This is a genomic window from Bradyrhizobium sp. USDA 4506, assembly GCF_054058795.1.
Genome location: NZ_JBSSBM010000002.1, coordinates 7,256,353 through 7,280,887, shown reverse-complemented (window position 1 = coordinate 7,280,887; position 24,535 = coordinate 7,256,353). Strand labels below are relative to the sequence as shown.

Annotated in this window: 17 protein-coding genes and 1 tRNA gene; 7 read left to right on the top strand and 11 right to left on the bottom strand. The window is 64.4% G+C overall.

All coding sequences use genetic code 11. The features are described 5' to 3' along the window. Nucleotides 1–36 precede the first annotated feature (36 nt). The gene (locus ACVIHF_RS36385) at nucleotides 37–849 is read right to left on the bottom strand and encodes an RMD1 family protein (RefSeq protein ID WP_057015413.1); all 813 of its coding nucleotides are present in this window, start codon (nucleotides 847–849) and stop codon (nucleotides 37–39) included. Between the two features lie 175 nt (nucleotides 850–1,024). Between ACVIHF_RS36385 and ACVIHF_RS36380 the strand changes: the two genes are divergently transcribed. Next, a complete protein-coding gene (locus tag ACVIHF_RS36380; protein ID WP_456793404.1) occupies nucleotides 1,025–1,693 on the top strand; it encodes an MBL fold metallo-hydrolase in 669 nt (222 codons plus the stop codon). Here the strand turns inward: ACVIHF_RS36380 and ACVIHF_RS36375 are convergent, their stop codons facing one another. Next, the gene (locus tag ACVIHF_RS36375) at nucleotides 1,694–2,869 is read right to left on the bottom strand and encodes an extracellular catalytic domain type 1 short-chain-length polyhydroxyalkanoate depolymerase (protein ID WP_456793403.1); all 1,176 of its coding nucleotides are present in this window, start codon (nucleotides 2,867–2,869) and stop codon (nucleotides 1,694–1,696) included. A gap of 209 nt (nucleotides 2,870–3,078) precedes the next feature. Further along, entirely contained in the window at nucleotides 3,079–4,485 is a 1,407-nt protein-coding gene (locus ACVIHF_RS36370; RefSeq protein WP_456793402.1) for an MFS transporter, read from the bottom strand. Nucleotides 4,486–4,756: 271 nt separating this feature from the next. Here ACVIHF_RS36370 and ACVIHF_RS36365 point away from each other — a divergent pair, with 271 nt between their 5' ends. Next, complete coding sequence (locus ACVIHF_RS36365; protein WP_456793401.1) at nucleotides 4,757–5,998, top strand: LLM class flavin-dependent oxidoreductase; 1,242 nt, start codon at nucleotides 4,757–4,759, stop codon at nucleotides 5,996–5,998. Between the two features lie 482 nt (nucleotides 5,999–6,480). On the opposite strand, the gene ACVIHF_RS36360 is transcribed toward ACVIHF_RS36365, so the two are convergent. Next, on the bottom strand, nucleotides 6,481–7,314 hold the full coding sequence (locus ACVIHF_RS36360; RefSeq protein ID WP_456794160.1) for an SDR family NAD(P)-dependent oxidoreductase: 834 nt from the start codon (nucleotides 7,312–7,314) through the stop codon (nucleotides 6,481–6,483). A gap of 187 nt (nucleotides 7,315–7,501) precedes the next feature. Here ACVIHF_RS36360 and ACVIHF_RS36355 point away from each other — a divergent pair, with 187 nt between their 5' ends. Beyond that, the gene (locus ACVIHF_RS36355) at nucleotides 7,502–8,464 is read left to right on the top strand and encodes a sensor histidine kinase (RefSeq protein WP_057015384.1); all 963 of its coding nucleotides are present in this window, start codon (nucleotides 7,502–7,504) and stop codon (nucleotides 8,462–8,464) included. Nucleotides 8,465–8,668: 204 nt separating this feature from the next. Continuing rightward, complete coding sequence (locus ACVIHF_RS36350; RefSeq protein ID WP_456793400.1) at nucleotides 8,669–10,441, top strand: putative bifunctional diguanylate cyclase/phosphodiesterase; 1,773 nt, start codon at nucleotides 8,669–8,671, stop codon at nucleotides 10,439–10,441. 166 nt (nucleotides 10,442–10,607) lie between these two features. On the opposite strand, the gene ACVIHF_RS36345 is transcribed toward ACVIHF_RS36350, so the two are convergent. Beyond that, nucleotides 10,608–11,246 carry a carboxymuconolactone decarboxylase family protein gene (locus ACVIHF_RS36345; protein ID WP_456793399.1) on the bottom strand — a complete coding sequence of 213 codons (639 nt, stop codon included), beginning with the start codon at nucleotides 11,244–11,246 and terminating at the stop codon, nucleotides 10,608–10,610. Nucleotides 11,247–11,461: 215 nt separating this feature from the next. On the opposite strand from ACVIHF_RS36345, the gene ACVIHF_RS36340 reads away from it, so the two are divergent. Beyond that, nucleotides 11,462–11,866, top strand: a complete 405-nt coding sequence (locus ACVIHF_RS36340; RefSeq protein ID WP_028335598.1) for a YccF domain-containing protein — start codon at nucleotides 11,462–11,464, stop codon at nucleotides 11,864–11,866. A 182-nt stretch (nucleotides 11,867–12,048) separates the two neighbouring features. On the opposite strand, the gene ACVIHF_RS36335 is transcribed toward ACVIHF_RS36340, so the two are convergent. From ACVIHF_RS36335 to ACVIHF_RS36325, 3 genes are all read right to left on the bottom strand, one after another. Next, a complete protein-coding gene (locus tag ACVIHF_RS36335) occupies nucleotides 12,049–12,306 on the bottom strand; it encodes a GCG_CRPN prefix-to-repeats domain-containing protein (RefSeq protein WP_156436045.1) in 258 nt (85 codons plus the stop codon). Nucleotides 12,307–12,416: 110 nt separating this feature from the next. Beyond that, a complete protein-coding gene (locus ACVIHF_RS36330) occupies nucleotides 12,417–13,457 on the bottom strand; it encodes an alpha/beta hydrolase (protein WP_456793398.1) in 1,041 nt (346 codons plus the stop codon). A 94-nt stretch (nucleotides 13,458–13,551) separates the two neighbouring features. Beyond that, nucleotides 13,552–14,631, bottom strand: a complete 1,080-nt coding sequence (locus ACVIHF_RS36325; RefSeq protein WP_253605950.1) for an LLM class flavin-dependent oxidoreductase — start codon at nucleotides 14,629–14,631, stop codon at nucleotides 13,552–13,554. Between the two features lie 130 nt (nucleotides 14,632–14,761). On the opposite strand from ACVIHF_RS36325, the gene ACVIHF_RS36320 reads away from it, so the two are divergent. Next, nucleotides 14,762–14,838: transfer RNA gene (locus ACVIHF_RS36320), tRNA-Arg, on the top strand. 54 nt (nucleotides 14,839–14,892) lie between these two features. Here the strand turns inward: ACVIHF_RS36320 and ACVIHF_RS36315 are convergent. The 3 genes from ACVIHF_RS36315 to ACVIHF_RS36305 all read right to left on the bottom strand — a co-directional run bounded on the left by ACVIHF_RS36315 (nucleotide 14,893) and on the right by ACVIHF_RS36305 (nucleotide 22,379). Further along, a complete protein-coding gene (locus tag ACVIHF_RS36315; RefSeq protein ID WP_253605948.1) occupies nucleotides 14,893–15,213 on the bottom strand; it encodes a hypothetical protein in 321 nt (106 codons plus the stop codon). Nucleotides 15,214–15,284: 71 nt separating this feature from the next. Continuing rightward, on the bottom strand, nucleotides 15,285–20,108 hold the full coding sequence (locus tag ACVIHF_RS36310) for an NAD-glutamate dehydrogenase (protein ID WP_456793397.1): 4,824 nt from the start codon (nucleotides 20,106–20,108) through the stop codon (nucleotides 15,285–15,287). Between the two features lie 327 nt (nucleotides 20,109–20,435). Next, the gene (locus tag ACVIHF_RS36305) at nucleotides 20,436–22,379 is read right to left on the bottom strand and encodes a sigma-54-dependent Fis family transcriptional regulator (RefSeq protein ID WP_456793396.1); all 1,944 of its coding nucleotides are present in this window, start codon (nucleotides 22,377–22,379) and stop codon (nucleotides 20,436–20,438) included. A 284-nt stretch (nucleotides 22,380–22,663) separates the two neighbouring features. On the opposite strand from ACVIHF_RS36305, the gene ACVIHF_RS36300 reads away from it, so the two are divergent. Beyond that, nucleotides 22,664–24,472, top strand: coding sequence for an NAD(P)/FAD-dependent oxidoreductase (locus ACVIHF_RS36300; protein WP_456793395.1), 1,809 nt, complete (start codon nucleotides 22,664–22,666; stop codon nucleotides 24,470–24,472). Nucleotides 24,473–24,535 lie beyond the last annotated feature (63 nt).

Here is a 24,535-nt window from a genome sequence, read left to right as displayed (position 1 = left end):
ACGGAAAGATGGCCGGATTCGGCCGCTGTAGCCCGTTCAATGCCGGGCCATCGCCAGCTGATAGATGGTGATCAGCACCTCGAACAGGATCAGGAAGACGATGATCAGCTCCAGCCGCAGCGAGCGGCTGGTGTCGATGATGTCGGTCAGCACCTGCGCGGTTTCGGCGACGACTGCGAGCTTGCGGTTCAGCGATTCCGCACGCTCCTTCAATTCATACTCGTCCTCGAGCCTGGCGTAGAGGCGCTCGAGCTGCGGCTTGTCCCAGAGGATATCGGGCTTCTCCGACACTTCGACCGGTCCGGCCACGCGATGCCGCACCAGCAGCGCGTTGCCGATGTGCTTGAGGATCGCAACGCGGCCGCGATGGACGCGGCCGCCCTTGGCGAGCTCACGTGCAAGCGGCTCGGTCGTGTCGAAGACTGCCCGGACCTCGCGCTCGTGCCGCGCCAGCACCACGCTTTTCGCCAACGCCTCGCCGACCAGGATCAGCCGCTCCGGCGAAAGGCCTTGCAGATAGATCGGGCCGCCCGGCGGAATCTGATCCTCCTTCTCGGCGGCGAGCTCGATGATCGCGATCTCCTCCTCGCGCCGCGTGAACAGGCCGGTCATGCGCGACTGCAGGCTGCGCAGGAATTCATCCTCCTCCAGCGCATTGAGGCCGATCAGAACGACGACGCCGTAGCGGAACAGGATCGCCACGCCGTTTTCATTGACGCGAAACGCCAGCGGCGTCGTGGCCAGCACGTCGCCGCGCTCGAGGCCCGACGTGTTGATGCGATCCGCGACGAAGAAGGCGCGCGCGGTGGTCCGGGGTCCGCCGAGCGGTGATTTGGAAGCCTGGGTCATGAAGTTCCGGACTGCGAGGACTTGAATCATGATCGAGAGCAGTCGCGTACCGGCCTGCTCACGAACTTGTTCTGCTGGAGGTGACCTTATCACGGTCCGTTTTGGGATCACACGCCGGGGCAGCCGCATTTCCAGCGCGTGTTGACGACGTTTCCCGGAAGCCTATGGTGCCCCCATGAACGAGACAACCGACACCAAACCGAAGGCCGGCGCGATCATCGTGCCGGTGACGCTGTTCGAGCAGAACTGCACCATCATCTGGCACGAGCCCACCAAGAAGGCCGTGGTGATCGACCCGGGCGGCGACGTGCCGAAGATCCAGGCCGCGATCAAGCAGACCGGCGTGACGGTCGAGAAGATCTGGCTGACCCACGGTCATATCGACCATGTCGGCGGCGCTGCTGAACTGCGCGACGCGCTGCAGGTCAAGATCGAGGGCCCGCACATCGCCGACAAATATCTGCTCGACAATGTCGTCTCGAGCGGCGCGCGCTTTGGCATGACCGGGGTACGCAATTTCGGGCCAGACCGCTGGCTCGATGAGGGCGATCAGGTCTCGATCGGCGACCTCACCTTCGACATCCTGCACTGCCCCGGCCACTCACCGGGCAGCGTGGTGTTCATCAACAAGGAGCTGCGCTTCGCCCATGTCGGCGACGTGCTGTTCGCCGGCTCGGTCGGACGCACCGATTTGCCCGGGGGCAGCCATCCGACGCTGATCCAGTCGATCAAGGACAAGCTGCTGCCGCTCGGCGACGATGTCGGCTTCATCTGCGGCCATGGCGCCGGATCGAGCATCGGCCAGGAGCGGATGACGAATCCGTTCCTGACCGGCGAGATGTAGCTACTTCATCAGCCCCGCGGCGGTGAGCGCCCGCGTGATGACGCCGCCGACATCGACACCCTTGTTCCGTCGCTTGCGCGGCCGATCGCTCTTGCGGCCGGATGCCACCTCCGGCTCGGCCGCGGGCACCGGTACCGTCATCGAGACCGTGTCGGCGCGCTCGCGCGGAATTCCGGTCGGCGCGATATGCGGCTGACGGACCTTGTCGGTCAGGCCGAAGAAGCTCGCGATGTGATAGGACGAGGAGATTCCGGCCTCGATCAGGAACGCGCCCTCCACGCCATAGCGCTCGTCATTGTCGGCAAGCCCGAGCGGCGTGCCATGCGCCATGTCGGCGATGGTGTAGGACTCGACCAGCGTTTCGCCGTCGGCGTTCCACCACACCTCGCGCGGATGGCCGTCGACATCCGCCTTCGACATCGCGGCAAGCGGCAAGCCGTGCACGTCGAGCCACTGCCGCACGATTGCATCGGCATTGCCGGGATGCACGGTGCGGTCGGCACTGCCGTGCCACACCGAAATCTTCGGCCATGCGCCGCCATGCGTCGACGCGTTGCGCACCAGACCGCCGAGCTCGGGCGCGGAGAGCGCGCTGCCATGCATCATCGCGTGCAGCGCTTCGCGCAGATCGGTGGCGACGCCGAACGGCAGGCCGGCGATGATGGCGCCGGCAGCGAACACATCTGGATAGGTCGCGAGCATGACCGAGGCCATCGCGCCGCCGGCGGACAGACCCGTCACATAGATGCGGCGCGGGTCGATCTCATGCGTGCCGACCAGATGCGCGATCATCTGCTTGATCGACGCGGCCTCGCCCTGCCCGCGCGCGATGTCTTGCGGGTTGAACCAGTTGAAGCAGGTGTTGCCGTTGTTGGAAGACTGCTGCTCCGGCATCAGCAGTGCGAAGCCGTAATGCGCCGCAAGCGCCGACCAGCCGGCGCCGAGATCGTAGGACGCTGCAGTCTGGCCGCAGCCATGCAGCACCACGACGAGCGCGGGCGACCGCGCCAGCTGCGCGGGCACGAACGAGAACATTTTCAGATCGCCGGGGTTGACGCCGAATTCGGTCGTCTCGACGAGCGGCGTCGGCACGGCCGGCGCGAGTGCGCCAAGGCCGCTGAACGCGTTCATCTTTGGCAGATGACGCAGAAATTCGACGTTGTTGATCAGGGACAACAGCAACTCCTGAGGTGATTTGGTCTTCTGTGTCACCCGATCAGATAATTGCTGCACTGCAAAATGAAAAGGCCGTGTGCTGTCTTTCCCTGCGGAATTGTGAGAATCGGCGTTAATGCGTGATCGCGCCGCGGGCCGGCCGAAATAGTTGCCGTAGCACCTTGTTTGAGCACCAACTTTTCAGGAATGCGCGCCGCGTGGCGCCGGATTCACGCCGTGGCGCGGCGCATCCATGACAGAAATGCGGCTGAAATTGCGATCGACAGCACAAACAATGCGCATGCCGCAAACAGCGCCAGACGTGCTGACATCGTGCTCTCGATTGCGAAGAAGACTGCGCCGATCGCGGCAACGCCGGCCGCGTTGCCGATCTGCGTCGTCGTGCCGTACATGCCGGAGCCGGCACCGGCGCTGGCGGGCTGCACGCTCGCGAGCACCGCGCTCGACAATGGCGCCATGACGAGCCCCTGGCCGTAGCCGAAGATCATCAGCACCAGCGCGAGCAGCAGTGCCGACGGTGCCGCGACCGCCTCAATCGTTGCGACCAGCACGGCGAGACCGACGATCTGCAGCGCGCAGCCCTCGATCAGCACCAGCGTGCCGCGATGCCGGGCGCGCACGCCGCTGTGACGCGAGGCAACCACGAAGGTCAGCGCCAGCGGCACGAACACCAGCCCGGCCTGTAGCGGCGGAATCTGCAAGCCCTTCTGCATGAACATGGTCATGATCAGATAGAACGACAGATTGGCGAAGAAGAAGAAAAACACCGCGACCAGCCCGCGCATGAAGGCGCGATCCGACAGCAGCGACAGATCGATCAGAGGCATGCCGCCGCGGCGCGCGACGGACCGCTCGAGCCGTACGAAGGTCGCGATCACGGCGATGCCCACGGCCATCACCAACCACACCCATGCCGTCCAGCCGAGATCGTGGCCGAACAGCAGCGGACCGATCAGGCACAGCAGGCCCGCGAACAGCACGATCGCGCCCGGGATATCGAGCCGCGTGCTGGCGCGGCGCGGCACCGTCGGCATGATCTTCAATGCCGCCGCGATGATGACGACGCCGCACGGCACGTTGACGAAAAACACCGCGCGCCAGCCGAGGCCGGCGAGATCGAGCGTCACCAGCACGCCGCCGAGCATGAAGCCGGCGGCTCCCGCGAGCCCCAGCACGATGCCGTAGATGCCGAACGCCCGCGCGCGGCTGGCGTCTGAGAACAGCAGATGCAGCGTCGCCAGCACCTGCGGCACCATCAGCGCCGCGGTTGCACCCTGCGCGAGCCGCGCGACGATGAGCTCGGGCCCGGACTGCGCGAGACCGCACCACAGCGAGGTCACCGAGAATCCGGCGACGCCGGCGATGAACACGTTCCTGGTGCCATGGATGTCGCCAAGCCGGCCGCCGGTGACCACCAGCGTGGCATAGGCGATCAGGTAGATCGCGATCACGGCCTCGATCTCTGCCGGCGTCGCGTGCAGCTCCGCCGCGATCGTCGGGATCGCGACGTTGACGATGAAGGCATCGACCCCGAACATGAATTGCGCCGACACCACGATCGCCAGCACCCACCAGCGGCGGGACGTGTCCGCTCGCGTCGAAACGATCTGGTGCATGTCCTGTCCTGCTCGAAATGACGTTACAGCGGACATCAGCAGATTCCGGTCATCGCTTCGATTACCTGCGAGGTAAGCCCGGGATCACAGACGCTCGAGCCCCGGCTGCCAATTTGCGTTGACGCGCTAGGAAACATTCCGGACGGCGGCAATCGCCGCCGATTTGCGCAACAACCATGCGGGCGCCGCAGCCTCGGAGCATTGCCTTGCCCCGGGGCACCCCGTAGGTTGGCGGAAAGCCCCGATAACAATAGTCCGGAGAGAACGACCCATGGCGCGCCTCAAGTTCGGAGCCTTCCTCGCCCCGCATCACCCGATCGGCGAGCATCCGATGCTGCAATTCCGCCGCGACCTCGATTTCGTCGAGCAGCTCGACGCGCTCGGTTACGACGAATTCTGGTGCGGCGAGCACCACTCCTCGGGCTGGGAGACCATCGCCTCGCCGGAGATGTTCCTGGCCGCCGCCGGCGAGCGCACCAAGCGCATCAAGCTCGGCACCGGCGTGATCTCGCTGCCCTATCATCACCCCTTCAACGTCGCGCAGCGCATGGTGCAGCTCGACCACATGACCGGCGGCCGTGCCATCTTCGGCTCCGGCCCTGGTGCGCTCGCCTCCGACGCCCATACGCTCGGCATCGACCCGATGACCCAGCGCGATCGCCAGGACGAGGCGATCGCGGTGATCCGCCGCCTGTTCAACGGCGAGCGCGTCACCGCCAAGACTGACTGGTTCGAGATGCACGACGCCGCGTTGCAGATCCTGCCGCTGCAGGAGGACATGCCGTTCGTGGTGGCCTCGCAGATCTCGCCGTCGGGCATGACGCTCGCCGGCAAATACGGCATCGGCATCATCTCGCTGGGCTCGATGTCGACCCAGGGCTTGATGGCGCTGCCGCAGCAATGGCAGTTCGCCGAGGATGCCGCCAAGAAGGCCGGCACCACGGTGAGCCGCGCCAACTGGCGCGTGCTGCTGTCCTGGCACATCGCCGAGACCCGCGAGCAGGCGCGGCGCGAGGCCGGTGCCGGGCTGATGCGCTGGCACAACGAATATAACGTCGGCACCCTGATGCGGCCGGGCCTGACCGCGTTCTCCTCGCCCGATGAGGCCGTCGACAAGACCGCGTTCGTCGAAGGCGCCGCGTCCACCATCGGCACGCCGGATGATCTGATCAAGATGATCAAGAACCTGGTCGATGTGTCGGGTGGCGTCGGCTCGATCATCGGCTTCGCGCACGACTGGGCCAATCCGGAAAATACCCGCCGCAGCTGGGACATGGTCGCGCGCTATGTCGTGCCCGAGATCAATGGCTTTATCGACGGCCTGCGCAAGTCGCGCCAGTTCCTGATCGACAACCGCGCCGTGTTCGAGCGCGCCGGCCAGGCTGTGATGGCCAAGATCATGCAGAACGACAAGGCCGCCGCCGCGCTTCAACAAACCGGCCCCGGCCGCGTCGCGATCCCCGCGGTGAATGCGCCGGATCTTGCGAAGGCCGCGGCCAAGCAGAAGGCGTGATTTGTGATCCTTCCTGGAGGAAGAAAAAGCGCTGGAGGAAGAAAGAACGCCAGCTCGCGCCACACCCACCGCCGTCGTCCCGGCGAAGGCCGGGACCCATACTCCGCGGCGGGTGTTGTGAACGGGACTCGTCGTTCCAGCATCGCTCAACAATGACCAATCGGGGTAATGGGTCCCGGCCTTCGCCGGGACGACGGCGGGGATGGTTTGCGCTTCAAGACGCCAAACAATGCGGCGTCATCACCCGCACATGCCGCGTGCGAGTGAGACCATTCGGGTGTGTCAAGGTCGTAAGCCTGATGACCTCGCGCAACCAACTCTTCGATCGCGGACGATTTCCCCGTTCCAGACATGCCCGTGATCAAGACGCGCTTCATACTTTTTCCTCGCCCTGAAGGAATCGGCAGTGCACGCGATGGATTACTCCCGCCTTCGCCAAGGATTCAGCGGACAAGTCGCTCCGCGCGCAATGACGGATGCTGCTACCCCGCCCCCTGATCGAACGCCTTGCGCAGCGCGACGTAGCCGGCCTGCTGTTGGCTCCAGTTGCGGCCGCCGGTGATGGCGCCGTCGATGACGAGGTCATGGCCGTTGATGAAACTCGATTCGTCGCTCGCCAGGAACACCGCGGCATGCGCGATGTCGTCGGGCAGTCCGGCGCGCGGGATCGGCTGCGCCGCCTTGTAGACCTCGCGCATCACGGCTGCGGTCTTCTCGGCTGCTTCCGTCGACAATCCGAGCGCCTTGCCGAAAATGCCGGTGGCGATCGCGCCGGGCGAGATCGAGTTGACGCGGATGCCGGACTCGCCGAGCTCCATCGCCACGCATTTGGTGAAATGGATGACCGCGGCCTTCGCGGCGCCATAGACCATCGATGAGGAGAAGCCGGCGAGCCGTCCGGCGATGCTGCCATTGTTGATGATGCTGCCGGAGCCCTGTTTGCGCATGTAGGGCGCGGCATGCTTCATGCCGAGCATGACGCTGCGCACCAGCGTCGCCATCGCGGCGTCGAACCGCTCGACGTCGAGGCCTTCGATGCCCCCGGTCTGCGCCGGGCCGCCGGCATTGTTGAACAGGCAGTCGATCCGGCCGAACTTCTCGACCGCAAGCGCGATCAGCGCCTGCATCTGTTCCTCGACCGTGACGTCCGTCTGACGGAACACGCAGGTCTCGCCGAGTTGTTGCGCCAGTGCCTCGCCCTCCGGCGCTCGGCGCCCGGCAATCACGACCTTCGCGCCCTCCGCGACAAAGATCTCCGCCGTGCGCAGCCCGATGCCGCTGGTCGCCCCTGTGATCACCGCGACCTTGCCGTCCAGCCGTCCATGTCGGTCCCCTCAACTTACGTATGATGTTGCGGATATTCCCCAGCTCCTGCTGCCAATACAAGCACTTGCAAGCCGCCACGGTCGCGAGGTCCGCCTGTGGCCAGAAGGCCACAACTGCGGTTTTTCGGTCGCAGCGGCCTTATTTTGGGTCGCCTGTTCACGTGAACTGGGACGACCGATGGCGAAGTGGATCGACGATTTCAGGGCGTGTTGGCGGGGCGATGCCCAGCCGTCGGTGCGGCTTGCGGTCGCCTTCGCGGTGCTTTGTCTCGTTTTGGCCACGGCCGCGCGCTTCGGGCTCGCCCAGATCCGGCCGGATGTGTTCTTCACGCCCTATTTCCCGGCGGTGTTCTTTGCCACCGCCCTTGGCGGTTTCCGGATCGGGATCGCGACCGCGCTGGCGAGCGGCCTGCTCGGCGTCGTGCTCAATTTCAGCGGCGCGCACGCCGATCCTGCGCGCTTTGCGCTGCTGATGATCTTCTGGGTTGTGTGCGGCATCGCGATCTGGGGCGTCGAGCATTACCGTTCCCTGGTCGCACAGCAGCGCGAAGTTTCCAAACGGCTGATCGAGGAAGAGCAGTACCGCAAGGTGGTGGTCGACGAATTGCAGCACCGGCTGAAGAACAAGTCCTCGACCATTCATGCCGTACTGCATCAGGCGCTGCAGGACCGGCCCGATGTCTGGCAGCGCATCGACCATCGCATCCGCGCGCTCTCGGCAACCGACGATCTGATCGCGCGGGTCGACGGCTATGGCTGCGATATCAAGGATTTGCTGCGCTCGGAACTCGGGCCCTACGGCCACGTGCGGTTCAACCTCAATGGCGAGCAGCTGTTCCTGCCCGCCAAGCTCGCCGTCTCGCTGGCGCTGATCTTCCATGAGCTCGCAACCAACGCCGGAAAATACGGCGCCTTCTCCTCGCCGCGCGGATTTTTACAAGTGTCATGGACCGTCGACGATGGACGTCTCAACGTGATCTGGGACGAGACCGAGGGACCAGTGGTCGAGACGATCGGCGAAGCCGGCTTCGGCACCAAGCTGCTCAAGTCGGCGCTGCGGCCGTTCGACGGCAAGACCGAGATCAGTTACCTGAAGACCGGTGTTCACTGCACCATGCAGTGCAAGCTTCCGAGCTGTTGATAAGTCGGCTTTCCGGCACACGCGCATGTGTTGATGCAACCGCGCGCAGCGCAATCGCTTTCACCAGCGGTCGCGGCCGACATTGATACTCTGTTAATGACGATTGCCGCGACGGCTTGCGAAAGCCGCCGCGGTCTCATTCTGTCACGGCATTTCGCAGGTCCGCTTAACCAAAACTACAACGGACTTTGCCAAGGTCGGCGCATGCATAGTCTCACCAGACACGATTTTCAGGCGGGCGCGGCAGTGCCCGGCCAAGACGATATTTCCGGCAATGAATTGCGTATCCTGCGCGACCTTCTCCAACTCCTTCCGGCGGGTGTGACCGTCCAGGACGAGCAGGGCCAGATCATCCTGGTGAATGAAGCAGCCGCGAGCCAGCTGCAGCTGGCCGCCAGTGCGAGCCAGGCGTCCCCGGTCGACGAGCGCCACGCCGCCAACCTGGACCTGCTGCGCAGCGGCCGTCCGGTGGTGCTCGAGGAAACGCTCTCCTGCGGCGCATCCAAATACGTGTTCCTGACCTCGCACCGGCCGGTCCGGATCGCGGGTCGCAATCTCCTGATCTCGACCTCGACCGACATCAGCGAGCAGAAGGCGTTCGAGGACCAGCTGTTCCGCTCGGCCTATTACGACGAGCTGACCGGCCTGCCGACCCGCCGGGTGATCGAGCACCGCGTCAACGGCTTGATCCGCGACGATTCGCAAGGCCATTTCGCGCTCGCCTTCCTCGACGTCGACAACTTCAAGCACATCAACGACTATTACGGCCATGCGATCGGCGATGCGCTGCTCGTTGAGCTGTCGAAGCGACTCGGCCACGCGCTGCGCGACACCGATATCCTGTCGCGCATCTCCGGCGATGAATTCCTGCTGCTGCTCAACCCGATCAGCGGCAATGACGAAGTCGCCGAATTCATCCATGTCATGCAGGAGCGGCTGAAGGCGCCGTTCTTCATCGAGGACTCCGAGATCTTCGCCTCGACCTCGATCGGCGTCAGCCTCTATCCGATGCATGGCCGGAGCTACGAGGCGCTGCGCCAGAACGCCGACATCGCGATGTACCGCGTCAAGAACAACGGCAAGGGCTCGACCGCGTTCTTCGACAACAGCATGGAGCGCGAGGCGCTGGCGCGGATGAAGATCGAGCAGTCGCTGCGGCTGGCGATCCTGGAAAAGCGCTTCTGCTGCGCGTTTCAGGCCAAGGTCGATATCCGCACCCAGGAGGTGAAGGGCATCGAGGCGCTGGTGCGGCTGCGCGACGACGAGGGTGTGATCCAGGCGCCGGGTACCTTCATCGATCTCGCGGTCGAGCTCGGCCTGATCGACGAGCTGACGTTCCTGGTGCTGGCGGAGATCGTCAAGTCGATCGACCTGATCAACGACACGTTCGGTCCGACGGCGACGATCAGCATCAATGTCGCCGCCAAGCAGGCCTCCAACCTCGAATTCATGCGCCGGTTCGCTCGCGCGCTCGAGGAGACCGGATTCCCGAAACGCTTCATGATCGAGGTGACCGAGGACGCGTTCGTGACGCGATCGCATTTCCAGGACCAGATCCTGCCGATCCTGCGCGGCATCGGCGTCGGCATCTCGATCGACGATTTCGGCATCGGCTATTCGTCGCTGTCGGCGCTCGCCGATATCACCGCCGACGAGATCAAGATCGATCGCTCCTTCATCACCGACATCCATCAGCGGCCGCGCAGCCAGGGCATTTTGCGCGCAATCGAATCGCTGAGCGAGGCGCTCGGCATGACCGTGATCGCCGAGGGTATCGAGTCCTACGAGGAGCTCACCTATCTGCAGGCGGCGACCAAGATCCGCTATGCCCAGGGCTATTACTTCGCCAAGCCGATCTTCCTCGAGGATTTGAAGCCGGCGACGCCGGTCGCCAGCGAAACGCGCGCCAGCATGGCCGCGCGCCCTACCCAGGAAGGCCGCCAGGGCTATTCGCGCGCCAGCGGTTTCCGGCGGTAAGGGCGCGATGTGACTGCGCTCGCTCTCCCGCTTGCGAGGGAGGGTTGGGGTGGGGGTCTCACCACGAGTCATACTGGGGAGAGAGCCCTCACCCGCCGCGCGCTGCGCGCACGTCGACCTCCCCCGCAGGCGGGAGAAGTAAGAACGCGAGACCGCCGCAGACGCCCTACTTCTCCAGCACCGCCAACGGCTGCACGCCGTTGTTCGCGGGGCCGGCCTGCATCGTGATCAGCATCATCGAGACCATGTCGTAATAGCCCATGATGGCGATGATATCCGTGATGCCGCGCTCGCCGAATTTCTCCAGCGCCGCGTTGTAGACGGCGTCGCCGACTTTCTTGTCGCGATAGAGCGCGATGCCGAGATCGTACAGCGCGGCCTCGTCGTCCTTCATGCTCTCGGGCCGCGTGCCCTTGGCGATGGCGTCCGCGATTTTCGGATCGAGCCCGCCCTTGATCGCCAGCGGATGGTGCGCGGACCATTCATATTGCGCAGTCCAGTGCCGCGCCGTGATCAGGATCGCCATTTCGCTGAGCCGTGCCGGCAGCGAGGTATTCCAGCGCAGGTACTCCGACAGGTTCGACAGCTTCGGCGCCAGATCGGGATTGCGGATATAGGCACGGTAGGGCGGCGCGGTGAATTTGGCATTGCGCGGCGGCGCGCTGATCATGTCGGCCCAGGCCTTTTGCGCCGGCGACAGCTCCTCCGCCTTCAGCGGCGCGAAGCGTACGGCGTCCTCGGCCCGCACTGCCGACACCGACAATGCCAGCGCCACCAAGATCCCTGCTCCGAATATTGCTCTCATTGTTGTTCTCCCTTTTCGGTGCAGGCGTCTTTGCGCCCTGCCCGGTCGCGCGAGATTAGTTGCCGTCGCGATGGATGCAATGAGGTGTCACCTGTCGGCGCCGGCCGCCGGTGAAGCGCCTCGTCACGGCAAGCGCGCGGTTAGGCCACACCTACCGCAGCGCCGGGCAGCGGCGTATATAAAGTGCAGTCCCAAGCGGCGCGAAGGTGTTAGCCATGCAGCCTGTGTCTATCCTCCTGAACATCCTCTGGATCCTGATCGGCGGCGCGTGGATGGCGTTCGGCTGGCTGATCGCCGCCGTGATCATGGCTGTGACCATTATCGGGCTGCCCTGGGCGCGCGCCGCCTTCAACATCGCCGTCTACACGCTGCTGCCGTTCGGCTCGCGTGCGGTGCGCCGCGATGAGGTGACCGGCACGTCCGACATCGGTACCGGACCGCTCGGCGTGATCGGCAATCTGATCTGGTTCATCCTGGCCGGCTGGTGGCTCGCGATCGGCCATGTGATCACCGCGATCCTGCTGGCGGTGACCATCATCGGCATCCCGTTCGCCTGGGCGCATCTCAAGCTTGCCGGCATCGCGCTGTGGCCGATCGGCAAGGTGATCGTGCCGGCGTGACGCTGGCCAGGCCGTCGACGGCTAGTGTCCCGAATCCGAAGTTCGCATCATTTGCCGCACCTTCGGAGCGAACTTCGGATTCGATAAGGACACTAGCAAACTTATGATTCTAGTGTGCTTTATGAATGCGAAGTTCGTGAAAGTGGCTACCGCGAAATCGCACGAACTTCGCATTCAGCACACTAGAGCCAATCCTTCGTGGTCTGGCTGCAAGCCTGGTAGTCGCGCCGCCAGACGAAGCCAGCGCCACCACACGGCGGGCGCGGGCGCGAGGTGGCGGGACACTCGTTCCTGACCCGCGCGGCGGTGCCCCAGCCGTCGATCACGCAGGCACCTCGTGAGGTCCTGTGGCAACCGTCACCGCATCCCTCTGCGGCGTTGGCCGGGGTCAAGCCGAGGAAGGCACCGGCTGTCAGAAGCGTGATCAAACCTGCTCTCATGATGTTCTCCATCGAGCTGTCGGTCGTGCTGCTCCATTCGCGATACGAGCGTAGGCGATCTCAGTGCCGCTTGCCACCGAATCCGCGCACAAATTCTGGTGTCGGGGGGCTCAGCGCGCCGCCTCGCAGCCGGGGATGTCGAACACGGCGGTCAGGCCGCAGGGCGAATTGAGCATCTTGCCGCCGGCATGGCCGACGCCGGGCACATCCCACACGCTGTGGTTCGGCGCGCCGCCGTCGCGGGCCTGCATCGCGGCGGCATAGGAATGCCCGCACGCGTAACGGTACGGCCCTTCGGCCTCCGCCATGCAGGATTTGTCGAGCGCGGGATGATTGGGGTTGGTGTCGAGCGTTCCGAGCAAATAGATCACGCGGCGCGCGACGTAGGCCTGCTCCAGCGCGGCCGGCGAAGGCTCGGCAAGATAGGGCGGGCGGTTGTCCATGCCGAATTTCCAGCTGTTATAGCCATGGCAGTTCGCCGCGATCGCGGGCTCCGGCCGCTCCTTGGTGAAATAGGCGTAGGAGGACGGATTGGCGACCACATAGCGCACGCCGATGCCCTCGCGCAGCAGCAACTGGTCGCCCTTCACCGCGATCGCATAGCGCTGCACCACCTGGCCGCCGCCGGAATGACCGAACACGACGACCTGCTGCAGGTTCGGAAACAGCTTGCGGTCGCCGAGCTTCGCCAGGATGGTGTCGAGCGCCTCGAACGAGCTCGCCGCGCTCGGCGCGAGCGCAGGCTCGCCGCCCTGCCAGCCATAGAGGCTCCAGCGCAGCGTCTCCGCCGGCAGCTTGAAGGCCTCGACGTCGGACTCGATCAGGAATTGCGGCGCGATCATCAGCGCATGCTCGCCGGCATCGCCGGCCGCGGCCTGCGCGCTCAGCGCCGCGCGAAAATAGTCGTCGGCATTGCGCAGCACGCCATGCAGCACGAGCACCGCGCGCGTAACATCCGGCAGCGGGTTGGACCAGTCGGCCGAGAGGTAGAGCGGAAAGCTCGCTTTGCCGACGGCAATCCGCGCATTGGCGATCTCCTTGACCGGTTTCCGGTCGCGCTCGGTCTGTGCCTGCGTCGCGGACGCCGCGGGTACATGCGCCGCCGCCACGACGAGCAATGCCGCGGCCGCAAGCCAGGCCCGGTGATGCATGGTTCGACTCCGTTGCTGCCGCGAGCTCGGCTGGATCATGGCGCGTCAGGCGCAGATTCACCCGTGAATTTTCGGAAAGCTTCCGGATCGCGCCTCAGGCCACGAGCCGTCCATGATTGTTGGCAGCGAGGATCGGGCGGATCAGGCGGCCGAACCGCTCGGCCTCCTCGTCGTGCAGATAACCGGACAGGCAGAAGGAGTGGCAACCGGCATCGATGAACTGCTGCAAGGTCGCGGCGCATTGCGCGGGATCGCCGACCACCGCGATGCCGGCGCCGGGCCGCACCTTGGTGATGCCGGTCCACAGATGCGGCATCAGGAGATCGCCGTAGTCGCGCGCGAGCTGCTGCACGCGCTGGTTGGCCTCCGAGCGATTGTAGAGCGTCTTCATCTCCTGCTTCTGCCGCTCGGTGGCGTGGCGCACCAGCTGGTCGGCCGCCTCCCAGGCATCTGTCTCGTTCTCGCGGCAGATTACCTGCAGCCGCATGCCGAAGCCGATCGCATCCTCGCGGTCATGCGCCCGCGCCATCCGCCGAATCTCGGCGATATTCTCCGCGATGCGCTCCGGCAGGTCGCCCCAGAACAGATGGACGTCGGAATGCTTCGCCGACACCTCCCAGGCCTGCCGCGAGCCGCCGCCGAGATAGAATTTCGGAAACGGCTGCTGCAACGGACGCGGCCTGATATGCGCGCCGGAGATCGTGTGAAACCTGCCCTGGAAATGGACCGGGCCGCGCGTCGTCCACAGCGCCTTGAGGATCGAGACCTCCTCCTCCATCAGCGCGTAGCGCTCTTCTTTGGGCTGACGCACGCCCTCGGCCTCGACCTCGCTCTCGTTCTGGCCGGCGATCAGATTGATGCAGATCCGCCCGCCCGACATCTGGTCGAAGGTCGAGATCATCTTTGCCATCAGCACCGGGTTGATATAGCCGGGCCGCGCCGCAATCAGCGGCTTGATCCGGCTGGAGCGCGCCGCCATGAAGGCGCCCGTGATCCAGGCCTCCCAGCACACCGAGCCTACCGGGATCAGCAGATACTCGAAGCCGGCGTCCTCAGCGGCCGCGACCACGCGCTCGCAGAGTTCCGGCGAACCGGCGATCTGGGCCTCCATCAGCCCATAGGCCGTGGTGTCGCCATGCGTGGGCAGATACCAGCCGAATTCCAGCGGACGCATGGGCAAACTCCCTCGAAAGACGGCCTTTTTTCGCGGCCTGTCATATTGTCGGGAGGCAGTTTACAGCCCTTAACCAGTTGGACAACGCCGTTGCCGACGCGGAGCCAATCAGCTAAATGAACCCCTGCACGCACCCGTAGCTCAGCTGGATAGAGCGTTGCCCTCCGAAGGCAAAGGTCACACGTTCGAATCGTGTCGGGTGCGCCATTTCCGCTTCGTTCGCCGCCGTTCAATTGTAGCCTTTGCTGCGATTCCCCCAGCTTAGGGGATTCTTTCCACAACGTTGGGCCGGTTTTTCTCGAGCCAGGCGACGGCCTCGGATCCATCGACGACACACTCGAAGGTTTCCCAGGTTGGGTCCTCCAGAGATTCCAGTTGCAGTCGCTTCGCCGCATACTCAACGAGGTCGTGCAGACGTTCATATCCTTGTCTGCGCTCGAGGGAATCTGCAATCGCAGTGCTGGTCCATCCTCGTTGAGCCAAATCGATAATGCTCGGAGCGTCAGCCTCGCTGAACCACGGTGTGGCATCGAACTCGATGCAGCGAACATTGTCGGCGGTATGACAAGTGGCGTGGATCATTGGATTCCTCCGTTTGCCGGCTAACTACCTGCGCCAGCATTGCGCTTCTCACATCGCGGCCTCGCACGCCCTCAGGCCTTGACCAGGTCCCCCAGCAGGTTCGCCGCCACCGTCAGCTTGGCGAGGGTCAGGCCGCTGGCAGCGATCTCCTCGACCGAGCGGCGGATACGCGTCGCCTCGGGGTGAGCCGCGAGCCAGGTCTCGACGGCCTGCTGGCCAGACTGGCCGGTTGCCAGCATATCGGCGGCCAGTCTCCTTTCGGCGCCGGCGATCTGCTCGACGGCGCGATCGATGGCCATGCGTTCGAAATAATCGTTGGCCGGCACACTGCGTGCGGCGGCGATGATGCGATCGAGACGGAAATTCGCCTCGGCAGCGTAGAAGGTTGCGGCGGCATCGCCGATGGGGCGCGTGGTGCGCTCGGCAACCGTCACGATGTCGGGAGCCGAGACCAAAGCATCAAGATCGGCGAGCTCTCCGGCGAGGCCGGCCGGGACACCGGCGTCGGCGAGTTCCTGCCGCCGCTTGACGCGCGCGGCTTGCAAGTCCGGCGGCAAGGCAGTGTCGAGCCCGGCGACGATCTGGCGGATCGCCGGGCCGAAGCGCGCGACGACGGCCTCCAGCCCGTCCTTGAAATCGACATTGCGCACGTACCAGACCATGCGGGAGAGCAGGAGGTCCTGCACCGAAGCGTAGAGGGACAGCTGCAGCTGCCCGTCGATGCAGGCGTCGAGCGCGTCGATCGCGTCATTGAGCCACTTCAGGCCGAAGCATTCATCGACCGCCACATAGGCCATGACGATGGTCGGGATATCGGCGTCGGTCTCGTCGATCAGGCGCACGACGCAGGCCGGGCCGCCGCGATTGATCACCGCATTGGCGAGACTGGTCGCGATGATCTCCCGCCGCAGGCGATGCAATCCGGCCGCGGTCGGGAATTTGTCCTGAACCTCGCGCGGAAAATACTGGGATAGTTCGCGGGCAAGATAGGGGTCATCGGGCACGCTGGTGACGAGCAGGTCATCGTAGAGGGTCAGCTTGGCGTAGGCGAGCAGCACGGCAAGCTCGGGCCGCGCGAGCGACTGGCCGCGCCGTGTGCGCTCGGTGAGCGCGGCGTCGTCGGGCAAGAACTCCACAGCGCGGCTGAGCAAGCCGCGCTGTTCGAGCGACTGCATCAGGCGGGTGAGGAAACCGGTCTCTGCCACACCCTTGCGCTCGGCCAGCGAGAGCGCCAGCGTCTGCAGGTAGTTGTTGCGCAGCACCAGCACGCCGACCTCGTCGGTCATCGCGGCAAGCAGGCTGTTGCGGTCAGTGGGACTGAGGCGTCCCTCGCGTTCGGGACGCGCCAGCGCGATCTTGATGTTGACCTCGACGTCGGACGTGTTCACGCCGGCCGAATTGTCGATGGCGTCGGTGTTGAGCCTGACGCCCTTCTGCGCCGCTTCGATGCGGCCGCGCTGGGTAACGCCGAGGTTGGCCCCTTCGCCGATCACCCGGGCGCGCACGTCGCCACCCGCGATGCGGATCGGATCGTTGGCGCGGTCCCCGACCTGATCGTCGCTTTCCCCGGAGGAGCGGACATAGGTGCCGATGCCGCCAAACCACAGCAGGTCCGCGCGAGCCTTCAGGATCGCCGTCATCACCTCGAAAGGCGTGGCTTGCGGCTTGTCGAGATCGAGCAGCGTGCGCACCTCCGGCGCAAGCGGGATCGCCTTGAGCGAGCGCGAGAACACGCCGCCGCCCTGCGAGATCAGCGACTTGTTGTAGTCCTGCCAGCTCGATCGCGGCAGATCGAACAGGCGCTTGCGCTCGGCGAAGCTGGTCGATGGATCGGGCGAAGGATCGATGAAGATGTCGCGATGATCGAAAGCCGCCACAAGCCTTGTCGCCGGCGAGAGCAGCATGCCATTGCCGAAAACGTCGCCCGACATGTCGCCGACGCCGACCGCGGTGAACGGCATGGTCTGGATGTCGGTGCCGAGCTCGCGGAAGTGGCGCTTGACCGCCGTCCAGGCGCCGCGCGCCGTGATCCCCATCTTCTTGTGATCGTAACCCTGGCTGCCGCCGGATGCGAAGGCATCGCCGAGCCAATGGTTCTTCTCGGCCGAGATCGCGTTGGCGACGTCGGAGAAGGTGGCGGTGCCCTTGTCGGCGGCGACGACGAGGTAGGGGTCGTCGCCGTCGTGGCGCACGGTGGATTCAGGCGGCACGACGATGTCGCCGTCGAGATTGTCGGTGAGTTCGAGCAGCGAGCGAACGAAGATGCGATAGCTTTCGGTGCCCTCCGCGAGCCAGGCGTCGCGCTTGGAAGGCGGCGGCAGGCGCTTGGGCACGAAGCCGCCCTTGGCTCCGACCGGCACGATCACGGCGTTCTTGACCTGCTGCGCTTTCACCAGGCCGAGGATCTCGGTGCGGAAATCCTGCGGCCGGTCGGACCAGCGCAAGCCACCGCGCGCAACCTTGCCGAAGCGCAGGTGGATACCTTCGACACGAGGGGAATAGACGAAGATCTCGTAGAGCGGTCGTGGAGCGGGCAAGTCGTCGATCCGGCGCGCCTCGAACTTGAAGGAGATCACCGGACGCGGGTGTCCATCCTCGCCGATCTGCCACAGATTGGTGCGAACGGTAGCCTGCACCAGATTGGTGAAGCGGCGCAGGATGCGGTCTTCATCGAGCGAGGCGACGGATTTGAGCTGTTCCTCGACCTCGGCAAGCAAAGCCGCCTCGCGCGCCGCGCGCTCGGCGTCCGTCAAGGCGAGGCGCGGATCGAGGCGGGTCTGGAACATCGCGACCAGGCTGGCCGTAATCGCGGCGTTCTTGCGCAAGGTCTCCCACATGTAATCCTGAGTGAACGGAGCGCGGATCTGGTGCAAATAACGCGACAGCGCCCGAATGGTCGAGACTTCCCGCCAACTTAGGGCGGTGCGCAGGATCAGGCCATTATATCCGTCGGATTCGGCGCGATCGGTCACCACGGCCATGATCGAGGCTTCCAGGCGATGGCTGAATTCCGGGTTGATCTCGATGGGCTGGCCGTCACTGGTCTCGATCGTCATGTCGTGCAGCCATACCGGCGCAGGCCTGGTACCGGGCACGACCTGATAGGTGCGTTCGTTGACCACGCGCAGGCCGTGATTTTCGATCACCGGCACGCGGTAGGACAACGACAGCGGTACGGCGTCCGAAAACACCTTAAGGCCGAAGCGCCTCGGATCGTCGCCTTCGATGCGGTAAACCGAAATCGTTACCGGACGGGCCGGCGTCAGCTTTTCGACGGTCGTGATATCGGCGATCGCCTGTTCCGCGCCGAACACCTCGGTATAGCCGCCGCTGAAGGCCTGGGCATATCGGTTGGTGAGCATACGCGCCCGCATGCCATCGGTCGACGCGGTGAGCGCGGCCTTCAGCTTGTCGGCCCAGGTCGCGGCAATGGCGCTGATCCCGGCTTCGAGCAAGGCGCGGTCGACGACGGGCGTTTTGCCTTCATAGCGCCCGATGATGAAGTGGACGCGCGCAAGCGCCCCTTCCGGGAATGACACGTAGGAGGCGGACAGCTTCCCTTTGTAGGCCTGCGCCAAAAAGGCTCCGACGCGCGTGCGGACGTCGGTGTCGTATTTGTCGCGCGGAATGAAGGTGAGGATGGAGACAAAGCGATCGAACTTGTCGACCCGCGGCAGCGCCCGGACGCGCGGACGCTCGTAGAGGATCAGGATCTCGATGACGAAGTTGTAGAGCGTGTCGACATCGATCTGGAACAGCTCGTCGCGCGGATAATCTTCGAGAATATGCATCAGCGCCTTGCCGGAATGACCGTTCGGGTCGAAGCCCGCGCGCTGCAGCACCCGCGAAACCTTGTGGCGGACATAAGGGATCTGCCGTACCGAGCGAGTATAGGCGCCCGAGGTGAAAAGGCCGACGACGCGCAACTCGCCTTCGAGCCGGCCGTCGGGCGAGTAGAGTTTGATGCCCACATAATCCATCCGGGTGCGGCGATGGACGCGGCTGGAGACATTGGCCTTGATGACGATCAGCAGGGTCGGCTCGTGCATGAACTCGCGGATTTCCGGCGTCATCACCACCATTTCGCTGCCGCGGCGCAGGACCTTCACGTCCGGATCGCGCAGGATGCCGAGGCCTTCGCCGGTTGTAATGTCGTCCGACGCGTCGCTGTCGGGCGAGAAGCGATATTTGCGCACGCCGAGGAAGGTGAAATTGTCCGCGCAGAGCCATTGCAGGAACTGATTCGCTTCGGCGAGTTCGTCGATCGGCAGCGGCGGCGGATTGGAAGAGAACGTCTTGATCGCTTCCTCGACACTGTCACGCATGACGCGCCAGTCGGCAACGCAGGCGCGGACATTGTTCAACGTCCTGGTCAGGCCGTCGATCAGCTTCTGGCGATCGGAATCCGCGTCCAGGCGGGTGATGTGGAGATGAATCAGGCTTTCGCGCGCGCCCTTTGCTCCGTCCGGCAATGCTTCCCCGTAGAATCGCAGCAGCTTGCCTCCATCGTCGCGCTCCACCGCGATGATCGGGTGAGCGACCAGGGTGACCTCGAGGCCCTGCTCGGCGAGCTCCGCCATGGTGGAATCGAACAGGAAAGGCATGTTGTCGTTGAGAATTTCGAGCACGGAAATCTCGCGTCCGTTCGGCAACGTCGGATTGACGACGCGGATATCGGCGCTGCCGGCCGTGCGCCGCTGCACGTGCTCCCAGGCCTGCTCCGCCAGCAGGGCAAGCGAGGCGGCATCGTAATTGGCGAGATCCTCGATATTGGTGTAGCCGAACAACGGCTCGGCAAAGGCCCGGGGGCTCTTGCCCGCTGGCACGCTGCCCGCTGCATCGCGGATCAGGGCTGCCCGGGCCTTGTCGTCACGCCACGCCATAATGTCCTCCATTTGCCGTGCCGTCCGATCGCAGCCGCGACCATCCGCTTGATTCTGGAGTGCATCTCTTCGTGCGTCGCGATCGAATGCTACGCGAAATCCTAGCTTCGACGGCTGCCGACGACAATACTACGATCCCGCAGCGAACGGCGCACGCTGTCGTGAGGCGTGCTGAATTTCGCTTGCGAAAGCGGGTGGGCCGAAGTCGGCCGACGGCGGCCGAACGCCTGCGGCAGGAAAAATCACATGCAATTTCAATTATGTATGGGTTCGCGCCGCTGTTCGGCAGGGATGTCGTATCTGACGGTGGCGGTCAGCGACGGCGGGCAACGCCTGCGCTCAGGTCAGGTCTTTCGGCATCGTGATGCCGAAGCGGAGAATCTGGCGATGGATGGTCGAGCGATCGACGCCGCGTTCGCGCGCCACCTGCGAGACGTTCCAGCGATTGTTGCGCAACGCCGCAAGTAGCGCATCGGCTTGCCGCGACGTCGCCGCTCTGCCACGTGCCGGCTTTCCGGAGCTGTCCTGACCCAGGGGATGAGCGATCCGGTCCGGCAGATCGGCAAGATCGATCGTGCCGTCGTTCGCCAGCGCGCAGCCATGATCGAGCGCGTTGATCAGCTCGCGGATATTGCCAGGCCATTGGTACTTGAGCAGCGCGCTGCGCGCGCGTGCCGTCAGTGCATAGTTGGCCTTGTGCTCCGTCGAAAGCCGATGCAGGGATTGATCGATCAGCCACTCGATATCGGTCCGCTGACGCAGCGGAGGCAGCGCAAGCACCGCGCCGTTGAGGCGGAAATAGAGATCCTCGCGGAACTGCCCCGCCTTCACCAGCGCGACGAGGTCGCGATGGGTGGCAGCGATGACGCGGACATTGAGCGGGACCGGCCGGGTGCGGCCGACCGGTGTCACCTCGCGCTCGGCGAGCACGCGCAACAGGCGCGTCTGCGACGAGATCGGCATGTCGCCGATCTCGTCAAGGAACAGGGTGCCGCCGTCGGCTTCGAGCACGAGACCCTTCTTGCCCTTGGCCGCCGCTCCGGTGAAGGCGCCCGCCTCGTGGCCGAACAGCTCGCTCTCGATCAGGCTTTCCGGCAGCGCGGCGCAGTTGACCGCGACGAACGGCCTGCCTGCCCGCGCACTGACCGAATGCAGCGCCTTCGTCAGGTGCTCCTTGCCGGTGCCGGTTTCGCCGGTGATGAGCAAGCCCATCTGGGTGTTGATGAGCTTGGCGGCGCGCGTCATCACGTGATGCATGGCGGGATCGCCGCGGAACAGGTTGCGTAACGGCGCCGGAAGCGCCGACTCGCTGCGGGAGGAGGCCGGTGCCGCCAGCTTGTTCGGGGGCGGCAAGGTCTGCGCGAACAGCGTCGCGCCGCTATTGGCAAGCCGCAGCGTGCGTTGGCCGGTGGGCCGCGAGTGGGCGAAGCGCGGCAGATCGTCGATGGTGCATTCAAAGATGTCGGACACGCCGAAGCCGTCGGCCCGCAGGCGAAGGTCCGGACGCTTGGCCAGTTCGCGGGCGAGCAGCTGCCTTGCCCGATTGTTGAAACCGATGATGTGGCCGCTGCTATCGACGGCCATCACATAGTCCGGATCGACATCGGCGAATTCCGCGGAGCCGGACAGCTTGATGATCCATTCCTGCCGGAAACGGTTCAACAGGTTCGCATTCTCGATCTTGTGGGCGAACGACTTGACCAGTTGCAGCGCCAGGAACTGGCTGGCCTTCGGTTCCGGCGAGCGCAGCGCGGAGATATCCAAGACCGCAGCGAGCTTGCCGCTGGGATCGAAGACCGGCGCGGCCGTGCAGGTCAGCGGAATATGGGTGGCGTCGAAATGGTCGGATTGATGCACCGTCAGGGCTTCTTCGGTCGCGATGCAGGTGCCGACTGCGCAAGTGCCGGCATGCGGCTCGTTCCAGTCGGCGCCGAGATAGAGGCCGGCCCTGCGAAGCGTGTTGTTGAATGTCGGGTCGCCGATGAAATCCACCGTGATGCCCCTGGCATCGGTGAGCAGCAGCACATAGCCGAGTCCGGCGATCTGACGATACAGCATCTCGACGCCGAAGCGCGCCGTGTGCAGGAACTCGTCCATGGCGTCGCGATGCTCGCGCAGCCGCCCGGACGTTACGATATGAGCGTCGCGCAGCACCAACGGATCGAGCTTGTGTTCGGAGACGCATCGCACCCACGACTGATGGATGATTGCGTCACGCGCGCTGCTCTGGCCGTCCGCAACGCGAACCAGCTCGTCGATGTGCGCAGCCCGCTCCGTCGTCACGGCTGATGCTCCTGGATGTTTCCCCGCACGTTGTTGCGTCGAGTGTCACTCGGATTGTGCCGCCGATCAAGTTTGTTGCGTGCAACACCTGTTGCATGACGCAACAAGTGAAGCGGCCTGGCGCCGACAGCTAACGCGAGGAAATGCCGAGCGTTTTTCGAGATGCGCCGCAATGGCATGAGGCTTGCTGACATGGTGGTCGAGGCAAGATTCGACCTCGCTAACAAACGCGCCGGACCCACGACGCAAAGGCGATCGACGCCGGCATATGGGAGAATGAAACCATGCTCACGAAGGCCCCGGACGGAAAGATCACCGCGCTGCTCGACGAGTTCAACGTCGCATTGTCGTCGGGCGACATCGAACGCGCGATCGCGCTGTTCCAGACCAATTGCTACTGGCGCGATCTGGTCACCTTCACCTGGAACATCAAGACCATGGAAGGCAAGGATCAGATCCGCGACATGCTGAAGGCGCGGCTTGCGGACAGCAAACCGTCGGGATGGCGCATTGCCGATGGCGAAGTTGCGAGCGAAGCCGGCGGCATCATCGAGAGCTGGATCGAGTTCGAGACCGATGTCGCGCGCGGCTATGGTCACCTGCGCATGAAGGATGGACGCATCTGGACCTTGCTCACCACCATGGCCGAGCTCAAGGGACATGAGGAGAAGTCCGGCTTCACCCGTCCGCTCGGCGCCAAGCACGGTCATGGCAAGGACCGTAAGAGCTGGCGCGAGGAACGCGACCAGGAAATCACCGAACTGGGTCATGCAAAACAACCCTATGCGCTGATCATCGGCGGTGGGCAGGGCGGCATCGCGCTTGGCGCGCGGCTGCGGCAACTGAACGTGCCGACCATCATCATCGAGAAGAACGAACGCGCCGGCGATTCCTGGCGCAAGCGATACAAGTCGCTCTGCCTGCACGATCCGGTCTGGTACGACCATCTGCCTTATATCGACTTCCCGAAGAACTGGCCGGTGTTTGCGCCGAAGGACAAGATCGGCGACTGGTTGGAGATGTACACGAAGGTGATGGAGCTCAACTACTGGAGCTCGACCACGGCGAAGTCAGCCAAGTATGACGAGAAGGCCGGGGAATGGACCGTCGTGGTCAAGCGCGACGGCAAGGAGATCAAGCTCAAGCCGAAGCAGCTCGTGCTGGCGACCGGCATGTCGGGCAAGGCGAACTGGCCCACCTACAGGGGGCAGGACATCTTCAAGGGTGAGCAGCAGCATTCCTCGACCCACCCGGGGCCGGAGAAATATCGCGGCAAGAAGGTGGTGGTGATCGGCTCCAACAACTCCGCCCACGATATTTGCGCGGCGCTATGGGAAGGTGGCGCCGACGTCACCATGGTGCAGCGCTCGTCCACGCATATCGTGAAATCCGACACGCTGATGGATATCGGGCTCGGCGCGCTCTATTCGGAGCAGGCGGTGGCGAGCGGGATGACCACGCGCAAGGCCGATTTGATCTTCGCCTCGTTGCCCTACAAGATCATGCACGAATTCCAGATCCCGCTCTACGAGCAGATGCGCGAGCGCGACAAGGATTTCTACGCCGCGCTGGAGAAAGTCGGCTTCATGCATGATTGGGGCGACGACGGCTCCGGCCTGTTCATGAAGTACCTGCGCCGCGGTTCGGGCTATTATATCGACGTCGGCGCCTGCGATCTCGTGATCGACGGTTCGATCAAGCTCAAGAGCGGCAAGGGCGCTGCGGTGCGGGAACTGACCGAAACCGGCGTCAGGTTCGTGGACGGGACCGAACTCCCCGCCGATCTCGTCGTCTATGCCACCGGCTATGGCTCGATGAACGGTTGGGCCGCCGACCTGATCTCGAAGGACGTCGCCGACAAGGTCGGAAAGGTCTGGGGTCTTGGATCCGAGACCACCAAGGACCCCGGCCCGTGGGAGGGCGAGCAGCGCAACATGTGGAAGCCGACCCAGCAGCAAGCGCTGTGGTTCCATGGCGGCAACCTGCACCAGTCGCGGCATTACTCCCAGTATCTGGCGCTGCAACTGAAGGCGCGGATGGAAGGCATCCCAACCCCGGTCTACGGCTTGCAGAAGGTTCATCACCTCGGTTGATCGACCGGGCGATAACGAGATGTCGGGCGGATCGTCGTGCGATCCGCCCCTCGACAGATCGGA